This window comes from Pseudomonas sp. YH-1 (assembly GCF_051990045.1).
GTDB lineage: Bacteria > Pseudomonadota > Gammaproteobacteria > Pseudomonadales > Pseudomonadaceae > Pseudomonas > Pseudomonas nicosulfuronedens.
The window spans coordinates 2,086,299-2,099,636 of the sequence record NZ_CP178184.1; the positions used below are offsets into that span (position 1 = coordinate 2,086,299).

At 64.9% G+C, this 13,338-nt stretch carries 7 protein-coding genes; 4 read left to right on the forward strand and 3 right to left on the reverse strand.

The features are described from left to right. Positions 1–43: 43 nt before the first annotated feature. Positions 44–1,747, forward strand: a complete 1,704-nt coding sequence (locus ACKI1H_RS09895) for a molecular chaperone HscC (protein WP_236172583.1) — start codon at positions 44–46, stop codon at positions 1,745–1,747. Positions 1,748–1,758: 11 nt separating this feature from the next. Further along, entirely contained in the window at positions 1,759–3,492 is a 1,734-nt protein-coding gene (locus tag ACKI1H_RS09900; protein ID WP_440468257.1) for a hypothetical protein, read from the forward strand. Between the two features lie 59 nt (positions 3,493–3,551). Here ACKI1H_RS09900 and glyA read toward each other — a convergent pair whose 3' ends face one another. Both glyA and ACKI1H_RS09910 read right to left on the reverse strand, forming a co-directional pair. Further along, on the reverse strand, positions 3,552–4,805 hold the full coding sequence (glyA, locus tag ACKI1H_RS09905; protein ID WP_024763060.1) for a serine hydroxymethyltransferase: 1,254 nt from the start codon (positions 4,803–4,805) through the stop codon (positions 3,552–3,554). A gap of 293 nt (positions 4,806–5,098) precedes the next feature. Then, entirely contained in the window at positions 5,099–9,262 is a 4,164-nt protein-coding gene (locus ACKI1H_RS09910) for an EAL domain-containing protein (protein ID WP_440468845.1), read from the reverse strand. A gap of 419 nt (positions 9,263–9,681) precedes the next feature. Here ACKI1H_RS09910 and ettA point away from each other — a divergent pair, with 419 nt between their 5' ends. Continuing rightward, the gene (ettA, locus tag ACKI1H_RS09915; protein WP_017521646.1) at positions 9,682–11,346 is read left to right on the forward strand and encodes an energy-dependent translational throttle protein EttA; all 1,665 of its coding nucleotides are present in this window, start codon (positions 9,682–9,684) and stop codon (positions 11,344–11,346) included. A gap of 58 nt (positions 11,347–11,404) precedes the next feature. Here ettA and ACKI1H_RS09920 read toward each other — a convergent pair whose 3' ends face one another. Next, a complete protein-coding gene (locus tag ACKI1H_RS09920; protein WP_246084804.1) occupies positions 11,405–11,701 on the reverse strand; it encodes a hypothetical protein in 297 nt (98 codons plus the stop codon). A 216-nt stretch (positions 11,702–11,917) separates the two neighbouring features. Here ACKI1H_RS09920 and gdhA point away from each other — a divergent pair, with 216 nt between their 5' ends. Further along, the gene (gdhA, locus tag ACKI1H_RS09925) at positions 11,918–13,252 is read left to right on the forward strand and encodes an NADP-specific glutamate dehydrogenase (RefSeq protein ID WP_236172568.1); all 1,335 of its coding nucleotides are present in this window, start codon (positions 11,918–11,920) and stop codon (positions 13,250–13,252) included. Positions 13,253–13,338: the final 86 nt, after the last annotated feature.

Below are 13,338 nucleotides of genomic sequence, written 5' to 3' on the forward strand. Positions count from 1 at the left end.
TGAGGCGACCGGGTTCGCCATGCCCCGCAAGGAGAGCGCCAGAGTGATTGTCGGCATCGACCTCGGTACCACCAACAGCCTAGTCGCCGTTTGGCGTGATGATTCTCCACAGTTGGTGCCCAATGCGCTGGGAAGCGTGATTACGCCCAGCGTCGTAGGGCTGGACGATCAGGGACAAGTCCTGGTCGGCCAGGCCGCCCGAGAGCGGCTGCAGACCCATCCCCAACTGACTGCGGCGCTGTTCAAGCGGCACATGGGCAGTGCCCAGGAAATCAGCCTCGGTGCTCGCCGCTTCCGTCCCGAAGAGCTGTCTGCGCTGGTATTGCGCAGCCTCAAGGAGGATGTCGAACGGGCCTTTGGCGAAGCAGTGACGGAGGCTGTGATCAGCGTTCCGGCCTATTTCAGCGATGCCCAGCGCAAGGCGACGCGGATCGCCGGGGAGCTGGCCGGGCTGAAGGTCGAGAAGCTGGTCAACGAACCCACCGCCGCCGCGCTGGCCTATGGCGTGCACCAGAAGGACCGGGAAACCTCGTTTCTGGTCTTCGACCTGGGGGGCGGCACCTTCGACGTCTCGATCCTCGAACTCTTCGAAGGGGTGATGGAGGTCCGCGCCAGCGCTGGCGACAACTTCCTCGGCGGCGAGGACTTCGATGCCGCGCTGGTCCAGCATTTCCTGTCCAGCCAGCGCCAGGACAAGGCTTTTCCTGATGTCGACAGCCCCGGTCTGCGCAATCGCCTGCGCAGGGAGGCCGAGCGCGTGCGCCAGGCTCTGGGGCAGGAAGCAACGGCCACCTTCAGTCTGGCCCATGGGGGGCAGCAGTGGGAGCAGGTGATCAGTCAGGACGAACTGCAGAAGATCTGCGCGCCACTGCTGGAGCGGCTGCGCGGCCCCATCGAGCGCGCCCTGCGCGATGCGCGTATCCGCGTCGCCGATCTCGATGAGATTCTGCTGGTCGGCGGCACCACACGCATGCCGCTGATCCGCAAGCTGGCGGCGGGCCTGTTCGGGCGCTTCCCGGCCATGCAGATCAACCCGGACGAGGTCGTCGCGCTGGGCGCCGCGGTCCAGGCGGCGCTCAAGCAGCGGGCGGCGGCGCTGGAAGAAGTGGTGCTGACTGATGTCTGCCCGTACTCGCTGGGCATCGAGACCACGGCGCAGTTCGGACGAATGTACGAGGCCGGCCATTACCTGCCGATCATCGAGCGCAACTGCGTCGTGCCGATCAGCCGGGTGAAGACCATCCAGACGCTGCACGACAACCAGACCCAAGTGCTGCTGAAGATATTCCAGGGTGAAAGCCGCATGGTGAAGGACAACATCGCCCTGGGCGAGTTGAGCATTCCCGTTCCACCGCGCCCGGCGGGCGAGGTGGAGCTGGATGTGCGCTTCACCTACGACAACAACGGCATCCTTGAGGCGGAAGTGAAGATCCCCGCCACCGACGAGGTGCACAGCCTGGTGATCGAGAAGAGCCCTGGCGTGCTGTCGCCGGAGGAAGTGCGTCGTCGTCTCGCCGAGCTGGCGCAGTTGAAGGTTCACCCTCGCGAGCAGTTGGTCAACACTGTGCTGCTGGCGCGCCTGGAGCGCTTGTATCAGGAGCACCTGGGCGAGGTGCGGGAGATGCTCGCGCAGATGGCCGGTAGCTTCCAGCAGGTGCTCGGAACCCAGGACACCGGCCGCATCGCTGACCTGCGCGCGGCCATCGAGCAGCGCCTCGAGGAACTCGAACGATCCCCCTGGCAATAAAGGAAGCGGCCATGAGTTGTTGGGAAGTCCTCGGCCTGGATGCCGAGGCGGATGAGCGAACCATCAGGCGGCACTACGCGCGGTTGCTCAAGGGGACTCGCCCGGATGAGGACCCTGAGGCCTTCCAGGCTCTGCGTGAGGCCTACGAGCAGGCACAGCGTTGGGCGCAATGGCGTGCGGAAAATCGGGATGAGGTCGTTCCGGAAGCAGATCTGCCGGAGGATGCGCCTTCCTCGGTGCCCACTCCGGTGGTGGTCGAATTGCCAGGACCAGTACCAGAACTGCTTCAGGAGTTTCGCGACGAACGACCGAAACGCCTGGCAGAGCTGCTGTCCGGGCTGCGTCCCTCTCTGCTCACCGAGCGTCGCTTGCAAGCCGAAGCCGCCGGCCTCGCTGTGGCGTTCGAACGCGGCGTGCTGCGCCTGTGCCTGGAGGAGGAGTATGAATCCATCCTCCGCGAGGCGGCCTGCCAGGAGTACCACTGGCTGGAGGTGATCGAGGCTCCCGCGCTGACGTCGCTGGAACTCCAGCCGCTGTATGTTCGGATCTTGCAGACTCATCTCCTGTGCTTGCGTCAATTGCACAACCATGGCGAGCCGGCCGCGCTGGTGGATGGCCTGCGGACCCTGGCCGGGCAACCCTGGCTGCAGAGCTACGACGGCCGGGCGTTGCTGGAGAGCGCGGTAGTGTCGATGCTGCTGGAGATGCCGTCATGGTCCAGCGACACCCTGGACCAGGTGGCCGCCGTGTTTGCCTGGCAGGAAGGCCAGCGGGAAGCCAATTGCCCTGACTATCAATGGCGCGAACTGCTGGAACGCTGGGATGCCGAGCGCTTCTACGCGCGGGTGCTGGACAACGCTCGACGCTGGGAGCTGACGGCAGAGTGTCGGGCTGCCCGGCTGCTGCTTTCGCCTTTCGATGCCCGTCAGCGGCGCCGGTTCATGGCGGACTTCGACGAGGAGGATCGGCAGCACAGCACTTCTATCGCCAGGGCGTTCATCTATCGCTATCCGCAGTTGCTGGAACGCCTGCCCGGTGCGCCGCTGGATGAAGTCTTCTGGCGCGACCTGGGGCGGAGCGGGCCTTGGGTCGGGAGAACGGCCGTCTTGTGGGGCGCTTTCCTGGTGTTCTATGGCGTGACGGTAGCTCCGGGGGAGCTGGCCAAGCCAAAGCCTGATTATGGGGTTCTGCTCATCGGTCTTCCCGTGGTGTCAGCCGTTCTTGCCGGGGTATTGAGCCGGGTGATCGGGTGGTTCCAGGCTATGACCGGTTATGCGCTAGCCAAGCTGGATTACCGCTTGAGCGGCTTTTTGCCGGCAAGTTGGCACCAACATGGCGCGGGTATTCGCCCTCTTTGGCATGGCGCCATCAGCTATGTGATGGCTCTGGCTGTCGGTGGTGCGTCGGGGCTGAGGGTCCCCGACTTGTGGCTGCAAGCGCTCGTCATCGCACCCGGAGTAATGTTGGGCCTGCATCTGTTCAAACACTTCAGTGTCATGGACAGGGGTATCGGATTTGTGGCCAGTCTATGGTTACGCTACCGGCGCTACCTGCATGTTGTGGTTCTGCTGTTCATCGCTCTGACTGTCGTGACGGCGATGGTGGTCAAGAGCGCGAGTGAAACCAAACCCAGATACCAGACCGAGGCTGAGATCGCCCGGTACTGCCAGGAGGCGAAAAATCACGGGGATATCCGCTGCGTCCTGCGTGATGCCGCAAACTCGCCGCCGGCCAGCGGAAAGTGAGGCCATGAAAAAGCCCGGCATCTGCCGGGCTTTTTCGTCGTGCTGTTCGCGGGTTCGGCTTAGGCGCCGTAGACCGGGAACTTGGCGCAGATGGCCTTGACCTTCTCGCGCACGCCGTCCACCACGGACTCGTCGCCCATGTTGGTCAGGATGTCGCAGATCCAGCCGGCCAGCTCGCGGCACTCGGCTTCCTTGAAGCCGCGGGTGGTCACGGCGGGGGTGCCGATACGCAGGCCGGAGGTGACGAACGGGGAGCGCGGGTCGTTCGGTACGCTGTTCTTGTTCACGGTGATGAAGGCGCGGCCAAGGGCGGCGTCGGCGTCCTTACCGGTGATGTCCTGCTTGATCAGGGACAGCAGGAACAGGTGGTTCTGGGTACCGCCGGAAACCACGTCGAAGCCGCGCTCGATGAACACGCTGGCCATGGTCTGGGCGTTCTTCAGGACCTGCTGCTGGTAGGCCTTGAACTCGGGCTGCAGGGCTTCCTTGAAGCACACGGCCTTGGCGGCGATCACGTGCTCCAGCGGGCCACCCTGGGCACCCGGGAAGACAGCGGAGTTCAGCTTCTTCTCGATCTCTTCGTTCTTGCGAGCGAGGATCAGGCCGCCGCGCGGGCCGCGCAGGGTCTTGTGGGTGGTGGTGGTGACCACGTCGGCGAACGGCACCGGGTTCGGGTAAACGCCAGCGGCGACCAGACCGGCCACGTGGGCCATGTCGACGAACAGGTAGGCACCGACCTTGTCCGCGATGGCGCGGAAGCGGGCGAAGTCCAGGACCTGGGAATAGGCGGAGAAGCCGGCGACGATCATCTTCGGCTTGTGCTCGACAGCCAGGCGCTCGACTTCGTCGTAGTCGATCAGGCCGGCGTCGGTGATGCCGTACTGCACGGCGTTGTACAGCTTGCCGGAGGAAGAAACGCTGGCGCCGTGGGTCAGGTGACCACCGTGGGCCAGGCTCATGCCCAGGATGGTGTCACCGGCCGACAGCAGGGCCAGGTAGACGGCGGCGTTGGCCTGGGAGCCGGCGTGCGGCTGGACGTTGGCGTAGTCGGCGCCGAACAGCTCCTTGGCGCGGTCGATGGCCAGCTGCTCGACGACGTCGACGTACTCGCAACCACCGTAGTAGCGCTTGCCCGGGTAGCCTTCGGCGTACTTGTTGGTCAGCACCGAACCCTGGGCTTCCATCACCGCCGGGCTGGTGTAGTTCTCGGAGGCGATGAGCTCGATGTGCTCTTCCTGGCGCTGGGCTTCCTGCTCCATCGCGGCGAAGAGTTCGGCATCGTAGCGGGCGAGGGTCAAATCACGGCTGAACATGGCGGTCCTCTTAAGGATCGGGTGCTGGGGGAAAGGCGCGCATTCTAACCCAAGGCGCCGGTGCTGGCACATGAAAGGCGGTCATGTGGCTGACAAGCGGGGTTCAAGGCCAGGATCGCGGGAGAGACAAGCCGCCGAGTGGCGTGGGTAGCCGGCTTGTCGAAGGTGCAGGATGAACACGACGTAGGATGGTGTGGAGCGTAGCGATACCCATCGGCCCGGCATCGCGACAGCATGGGTATCGCTACGCTCCACCCCTCCTGCAAGGGCGCTCGCCGTGCGCAGTGGTGCGCTCAGCCGAGCAGGAACAGTGCGTTGCTGGCGAACAGTGCGGCGAACTGGTCTGCCGGCACCGGGCGGCCGAAGAGGAAGCCCTGCACCTCGTCGCAGCCGTGTTCACGCAGGAAGTCCAGCTGCTCGTGGCTCTCCACGCCCTCGGCGATCACCATCAGGTTCAGGCTGTGGGCCATGGCGATGATGGCGCGGGCGATCTGCGCATCCTGCTCGCCGTGGGGCAGGCCGTCGACGAAGCTGCGGTCGATCTTCAGCACGTCGATGGGGAACTGCTTGAGGTAGTTGAGCGAGGAATAGCCGGTGCCGAAGTCGTCCACCGCAATCGCCAGGCCCAGGCGTTTCAGGCCTTGAAGTATCTGCATCGCCTGGGAAACGTCGCTCATCAGGATGCTTTCGGTCAGCTCCAGCTCCAGGCACGCCGGGGCGATCCCGGTGTCCTCGAGGATGCCGGCGATGCGCTCGCCCAGTTGGCCGTCGGCGAACTGCCGGGCCGAGAGGTTCACGGAAATCTTCGGCACCCGCACCTTGTCGCGGTGCCAGGCGCGCAGCTGCAGGCAGGCCTGTTCCAGCAGCCAGTCGCCGACCTGGGCAACCAGACCGAGTTCTTCCAGCACCGGGATGAACTCCGCCGGCGGGATCAGTCCGCGCTTGGGATGCTGCCAGCGCAGCAGCGCCTCAGCACCGGTCAGGCGGCGGCCGTCGCCGGTGAACTGCGGCTGGTAGTGCAGGACGAACTCGTGCAGCTCGATGGCGCGGCGCAGGTCGCTTTCCAGTTCCAGGCGCTCCAGGGCGCGGGCGTTCATCTCGGCCTGGTAGAACTGGAAGTTGTTCTTGCCCATTTCCTTGGCGTGGTACATCGCCGTGTCGGCGTTCTTCATCAGTTGGCTGAGCTCGGCGCCGTCCTGCGGCGAGAGCGCCACGCCAATGCTGGCGGTGACGAAGAATTCGCGGCCTTCCAGGGTGAAGGGGCGGGCGAGACTGGAGAGGATCTGCTCGGCGACCTGGATCGCCTGCCTCAGCGCTTTATCGCGGTCCTTCTGGCCGGGCAGCAGCAGGGTGAACTCGTCGCCGCCCATGCGCGCCACGGTGTCGTCGTCGCTGACGCAGTGGCTCAGGCGCTCGGCCACTTCCTTGAGCATACGGTCGCCCGCGGCGTGGCCGAGGGAGTCGTTGATCGGCTTGAAGCGGTCGAGGTCGAGGAACATCAGCACCACCCACTGCTGGTGCCGTTCGGCCTGCAGCAGCGCGGTGTGCAGGCGGTCCTGGAACAGCGTGCGGTTGGGCAGGTGGGTCAAGGCGTCGTAGTAGGCGAGGCGGTGGATGCGTCGCTCGCTGGCTTTGCGCTCGCTGATGTCGCTGAAGAAGCAGACGAAGCTGACCAGGTCGCCTTCCTCGTCGTGTACCGCATTGATGCCGACCCAGCTGGGATAGAGCTCGCCGGACTTTCGCTTCTGCAGGATCTCGCCTTCCCAGCTGCCGCTGCGGTGCAGGCTCTCCATCACATGCTTGAGCTGGTTGGCCTCCTGGCGGTCGGCGGTGAGCATGCGCGGCAACTGGTCCAGGACCTCCTCGGCGGAGTAGCCGGTGAGTCGGCTGAAGGAGTCGTTGATCTGCACGATGTAGCCGGCCGGGTCGGTGACCATGATCGCCGCGGTGGAGTGCTCGAATACCGTGGCCGCCATGCGCATCTCGCGTTCGGCGCGGCGCTGCTGGCTGACGTCGCGGGCGACGCCGAGCAGGCCTTCGAAGCGGCCGTGGTCGTCCCACATCAGGGCGATGCGCAGTTCCACGGGAATCTTGTGGCCGTCCGCGTGCAGGCAGTCGAGGCTGAACAGCTGCGGCTCGGCGCTTTCGCGCAGTTCGGCCAGGCGCTTGGGCTCGCCGATGGCGCCCTGCACGCGGTTCAGCAGTTCATCCAGGCGCTCCAGCTGCGCTGGGTTGGCGGCCACCTGCTGGAAGCCGTTGGACAGCACCCACTCGGGACTGTAGCCGAGCACCTGCTGGATCGACGGGCTGATGTAGTTGAGCTTGACCTGGGCGTCGGTGGAGAGGATCACGTCGCTGATGCTCTCGGCGAGCATGCGATAGCGACGACCGCTCTCGCGCAGGGAGTTGTGCGCCTCCACCGTGTCGGTGATGTTCTTGGCCACGCCGATCAGCCGCGCCACGCGACCATCGCTGTCGCGCGTCAGGGCCTGCTCGCGGATGTCGAACCAGTGCCAGGAGCCGTCGCGGTGGCGCCAGCGCAACTGGCTGTCGAGCAACAGGCCGTCGCCGACCACCTGTTGCAGGTTGCGGATGCGCCAGTAGTACTCCACGTCGTCCGGGTGCAGGACCTTTTCCCAGAAACGCTCGCCCATCTCGCGCAGTTCGTCGCCACTGTAGCCGAGCTGGTAGCCCAGGTTGTGATTGGTGAAGATCACCCGGCGCGCGGCAATGTCATGGATATAGAGAGTGTCAGGCACCGCGCGCACCGCGTCGGACCAGAACTTTTCGCGCTCGATCAGCGACAGTTCGACCTGCTTGCGGCTGGTGATGTCCGACAGGCTCAGGGTGACGGCGTGGAAGTCCTGGATCATCTCCGGCACGCGCAACTGCAACCACAGGTGGCGCTGCTCACCCTGCCGGGTGTTGATGCAGGCTTCCAGCTCGACCATGCCCTGGCCATGCAACACGGCCTCGAGCACCTTGCTGCGCACGCCGTCCGGACGCATGCCGGCGCTGCCAATGAGAATCTGCCAGGCTTGCTCGGTGTTGGTGACGCGCATCAGGCGCTTGGCGACGTTGTTGATCTCGGTGATCTTCGCCTGGCGCAGCAGCCAGGGCAGGCGCTCGGGCTGCGAGGCGAGCCACTCGCGCAGGTCGCTCTGCCGGCGCAGGTTGAGGTCCACCAGGCTCTGGCGCAGGCCGGAGAGGTCGAGCACGCAGAGGGCGACACCGACGCCGTCGAAGATGTCCTGGTAGCGCCGACGGGTCTCTTCGAGGATGTGCAGCGCCTGCTGCTCCTCGGTGACGTCGCGTAGCACCCAGACCTGCCCGCCCTGGGGCAGGTTGCCGCGCAGTACCCAGCTCTGCTCCGGCGATAGCGGGCTGTCGTCCAGGGAGTGGTGGCTGACGGCGAACAGCCGGGCCTGGCCGGTATCGTTGACGCGCACCAGCTCGGAGCCATTGTCTGCCGAGGCATCGCTGCCAGGCAGCAGACCGCCCAGGCCGGGCAGCAACTCCAGAAGATGGTGTTCACCAGCCTTGTCGGCGCTGATACCGAACAACTGCTCGGCCTGCGGGTTGAGGTAGGCGAGGCGGCCGTCGGCGCGGGTCACCAGGACGCGCTCGTCGATGGCGCCCAGGGCTTGCGCGGCCTGACGCAGGTTCTGCTGCGACTCCACGGTCAGCGCACGCAGGTTCTGTTGCTCGCGTTGCAGGCGCAACAGGGCGGCCCCGGCGATGCCTGCCAGTACCAGCAGCAGCGCCAGCTCGCCGCCCAGGCGCGGCAGCAGGGTGGCACGGATCTGCCGGTCGTCGAATTGCGGATGCAATTGCCAATCGGTGTTCTGGATGTCGAGGCCGTCCAGACTCTGTGCCTGCTCCAGCGGCGAGGCGGCGGACAGCGGGCCGGGACGGTAGCCGCTGGAGCGGCCTAGGACCTTCTGCTGGACGTCGTCGACCAGGATCCAGTCCGGCGACTCGGGGCGAATCTGCGCTGCCCAGCCGCGCCGGGCAATCTTCTCGTCAAGGCGGAGAACGCTGTCGCCTTCGCCCGGCTCTGTGGCCTTCAGCCAGACATAGAAGTGGCCGCCGTTTTCTTCGCTGAAGGCGTAGTGATAGGCCTGCTGCGAGCTGCGCTGGCGCAGGGACTCGATGAAGGCGCCGTCCTTGATGCCGCTGGCGGAGTCGCGCACGGGCGTGCCGCTGGCATCCAGCTGGACCAGACTGTGGAAGGACGGGTAGATGTGTTTCAGGCCGGCGATCAGCGGCGTGTGGACATCGCTGTGCTCGCGGTCCTGCTCCTGCTGCAGCAGGGCCTGGGCCGCCACGGCCTTGAGCTCCAGGGTCAGGGAAATCCGCTGGGCCATCTGTTCGCCGTGCAGCACGACCCGTTCACGCTCGAAGCGCTCCTGGCTACGGAACTCCTGGTGCAGCTGCCAGCCCAGCAGGCCGAGCATGAACAGCACCAGTAGCACCAGCGCGGTCCGGGTCGCCACGCGGCCAGGCCTGACCAGGGCGTCCGGAGGAGTACGGGGGAAAATAGACAAGGACTTAAGGACCTGGGGCGATACGGCTGAATTCGGCGCGGGCTAGGATGCCCGGAAAGGCGGCTAAGTGCCAGTATGGCCGACGAGCGTCGTTTGCCCTTCCTGCCTCATTCCGGTAGCTTTGCCGCACGCGCGCGTGATGTACGGCCAAAGTTCGGGGCATAAAGTACATCCCCGCAGAGTCCCGCGCGAAGGGCCGTCCATCGGCCGTTCGCGCCCTTCGGTGGCCCGCAGTGCTGCCGCTCCGGCCCGAAGTGCCGGCGTCCCGGAACCTGCCGTCGTCCGTTCCGGCCATCCCGATCACAATTCATCCCAGAAGTCAGGTATCCATGGCTCAATACGTCTACACCATGCACCGGGTCGGCAAGGTCGTGCCGCCCAAGCGTGAAATCCTCAAGAACATTTCCCTGTCGTTCTTCCCTGGCGCCAAGATCGGCGTACTCGGTCTGAACGGCGCGGGTAAATCCACCCTGCTGCGCATCATGGCCGGCGTCGACACCGAGATCGAAGGTGAAGCCCGCCCGATGCCTGGCATCAACGTCGGTTACCTGCCGCAGGAGCCCAAGCTCGACCCGCAGGCCACCGTGCGCGAGATCGTCGAAGAGGCCGTTGGCCAGATCAAGGCCGCCCAGGCCCGCCTGGACGAGGTCTACGCCGCCTACGCCGAGCCGGATGCCGACTTCGACGCCCTGGCCGCCGAGCAGGCCAAGCTGGAGGCCATCCTCCAGGCTTCCGACGGCCACAACCTGGAGCGCCAGCTGGAAGTCGCCGCCGACGCCCTGCGCCTGCCGCCGTGGGATGCCAAGATCGAACACCTCTCCGGTGGTGAGAAGCGCCGTGTCGCCCTGTGCCGCCTGCTGCTGTCCGCCCCGGACATGCTGCTGCTGGACGAACCGACCAACCACCTGGACGCCGACTCGGTCGCCTGGCTGGAACACTTCCTCCACGACTTCCCGGGCACTGTGGTAGCGATCACCCACGACCGTTACTTCCTCGACAACGTCGCCGGCTGGATCCTCGAGCTGGACCGTGGCCAGGGCATCCCGTTCGAAGGCAACTACTCCGGCTGGCTGGAATCCAAGGCCAACCGCCTGGCCCAGGAAGCCAAGCAGGAAGCCTCCCACGCCAAGGCCATGAAAGCCGAACTGGAGTGGGTGCGCCAGGGCGCCAAGGCTCGCCAGTCCAAGTCCAAGGCCCGTCTGCAGCGCTTCGAGGAAATGCAATCGCAGGAATTCCAGAAGCGCAGCGAGACCAACGAGATCTATATCCCGGCCGGTCCGCGCCTGGGCGACAAGGTCATCGAGCTGCACAACGTCAGCAAGGGCTACGGCGATCGCCAGCTGATCGACGATCTGTCGCTGAGCATTCCCAAGGGCGCCATCGTCGGCGTGATCGGCGGCAACGGCGCGGGTAAATCGACCCTGTTCCGCATGCTGACCGGCAAGGAGCAACCGGACTCGGGCACCATCGAGATCGGCGAAACCGTGCAGATCGCCAGCGTCGACCAGAGCCGCGAAATCCTCGACGGCAACAAGACCGTATGGGAGCAGGTGTCCGATGGCTTCGAGCAGATCAAGATCGGCAACTACGAAGTCCCGTCGCGCAGCTACGTCGGCCGCTTCAACTTCAAGGGCGGCGACCAGCAGAAGTTCGTCAAGGACCTCTCCGGTGGTGAGCGTGGCCGTCTGCACCTGGCCCTGACCCTGAAGCAGGGCGGCAACGTCCTGCTGCTCGACGAACCGTCCAACGACCTCGACGTGGAAACCCTGCGTGCGCTGGAAGAGGCGCTGCTGGACTTCCCTGGCGCCGCCATCGTGATTTCCCACGATCGCTGGTTCCTGGACCGCATCGCGACCCACATCCTCTCCTACGAGGATGACGGCAAGGTGGTCTTCTTCGAAGGCAACTACACCGAGTTCGAAGCCGATCGTAAAAAACGCCTGGGCGACGCTGCCTCGCAGCCGCACCGCGTGCGTTACAAGAAGCTGGCGTAAGCCGCTTCTCAATGAAAACGGGGCCTTCGGGCCCCGTTTTCATTTCTGCCGCTTTTCGTCAGCGACTGCGCTTCAGATCGTCCAGGGCGCGACGCTGTTCCTCCAGCTGGCGTTGCAGTGTGTCGATTTGCCGCGCCTGGTCCTGCAGGGCGCGTTGCTGTTCCTCCAGCTGGCGCGACATGCGCTGCAGGTCGTCGGTGCTGAAGTTCGACTTGTGGATCACTTCGCTGTCGAATGTATCCGCCACCACCAGCGCGCCGGACTCGGTGAAATTGCCGAGTTTCATGGCCGCGTGGGCAGGAAGACTGAGCGTGCAGGTGAGGGCGACAAGGAGCGCGAATAAGCGTGTGGGCATCGGGATTATCCTGCTTGAAGGAATATCTTGATTTCAATCTTCTATTGATTTTGTATACAAAAAACTGCTTTTCTGCCGGTCCGGCAGTAGCGGAATTTATATTTTTGCACCATAAAGATTCATAAAAGCGTCACGCTGCACTATCTCGGGGCGGCGTGGGTTGTTAGAGTCTGCCGGCAAAAAGCATCACATAATCAGAAAAGTACCGGTGTAGACATGACGCAATCCGTTGACTCGTTCCTCGAGCGCCTCAAGCGGCGCGACCCCGACCAGCCCGAATTCCACCAGGCGGTGGAAGAGGTGCTGCGCTCCCTCTGGCCCTTCCTCGAAGCCAACCCGCATTACCTGCAGGCCGGCATCGTCGAACGCATCGTCGAGCCCGAACGCGCGATCCTGTTCCGCGTACCGTGGGTGGATGATGCCGGACGAGTACGGGTCAACCGTGGTTTCCGCATCCAGATGAGCAGCGCCATCGGCCCGTACAAGGGCGGCCTGCGCTTCCATCCCTCGGTGAACCTGGGCGTGCTGAAGTTCCTGGCCTTCGAGCAGGTCTTCAAGAACTCCCTGACCTCGCTGCCCATGGGTGGCGGCAAGGGCGGCTCGGACTTCGATCCCAAAGGCAAGAGCGACGCCGAGGTCATGCGCTTCTGCCAGTCGTTCATGAGCGAACTGTTCCGTCACGTCGGTGCGGACCTCGACGTGCCGGCTGGTGACATCGGCGTGGGTGCCCGCGAGATCGGCTACCTGTTCGGCCAGTACAAGCGCCTGTCCAACGAGTTCACCTCGGTGCTGACCGGCAAGGGCATGACCTACGGCGGCAGCCTGATCCGTCCGGAAGCCACCGGCTACGGCTGCGTGTACTTCGCCCAGGAGATGCTCAAGGCCCGCGAAAGCGGCTTCGACGGCCAGCGCGTGGCCATCTCCGGCTCCGGCAACGTGGCCCAGTACGCTGCGCAGAAGGTCATGGAGCTGGGCGGCAAGGTGATCTCGCTGTCCGACTCCGAAGGCACCCTGTTCATCGAGGCCGGCCTGACCCTGGATCAGTGGGAAGCGGTCATGGAGCTGAAGAACGTCCGTCGCGGCCGTCTCAGCGAGATGACCGGCCCCGGCCTGCGTTTCCTCGCCGGCGAACGTCCGTGGTCGCTCGCCTGCGACATCGCGCTGCCCTGTGCCACGCAGAACGAACTGGATGCCAACGATGCGCGCACCCTGCTGGCCAACGGCTGTATCTGCGTGGCCGAAGGCGCGAACATGCCATCGACCCTGGAGGCTGTGGATATCTTCATCGAAGCGGGCATCCTCTACGCGCCGGGCAAGGCGTCCAACGCCGGTGGCGTGGCCACCAGCGGCCTGGAGATGAGCCAGAACGCCATGCGCCTGCTGTGGAGCGCTGGGGAAGTGGACCAGCGCCTGCACGGCATCATGCAGAACATCCACCATGCCTGCGTCGCCTACGGCGAGGAGAATGGCCGGATCAACTACGTGAAGGGCGCCAACATCGCCGGCTTCGTCAAGGTTGCCGACGCGATGCTGGCCCAGGGCGTGGTCTGAGCGCTCCGCCAGTATGAAGAACGGGCCCCATGGGCCCGTTTTCATTCTGCCAGCACGGCCGCTCTTCGTAGGAGCGAGCTTGCTTG

What these genes read in the sequence shown, in the direction of transcription:
- ACKI1H_RS09900 (WP_440468257.1), top strand. Translation starts at nt 1,759, where the DNA reads ATGAGTTGTTGGGAAGTCCTCGGCCTGGATGCCGAGGCGGATGAGCGA.
- glyA (WP_024763060.1), bottom strand. Translation starts at nt 4,805, where the DNA reads ATGTTCAGCCGTGATTTGACCCTCGCCCGCTACGATGCCGAACTCTTC.
- ACKI1H_RS09910 (WP_440468845.1), bottom strand. Translation starts at nt 9,262, where the DNA reads ATGCTCGGCCTGCTGGGCTGGCAGCTGCACCAGGAGTTCCGTAGCCAG.
- ettA (WP_017521646.1), top strand. Translation starts at nt 9,682, where the DNA reads ATGGCTCAATACGTCTACACCATGCACCGGGTCGGCAAGGTCGTGCCG.
- ACKI1H_RS09920 (WP_246084804.1), bottom strand. Translation starts at nt 11,701, where the DNA reads ATGCCCACACGCTTATTCGCGCTCCTTGTCGCCCTCACCTGCACGCTC.
- gdhA (WP_236172568.1), top strand. Translation starts at nt 11,918, where the DNA reads ATGACGCAATCCGTTGACTCGTTCCTCGAGCGCCTCAAGCGGCGCGAC.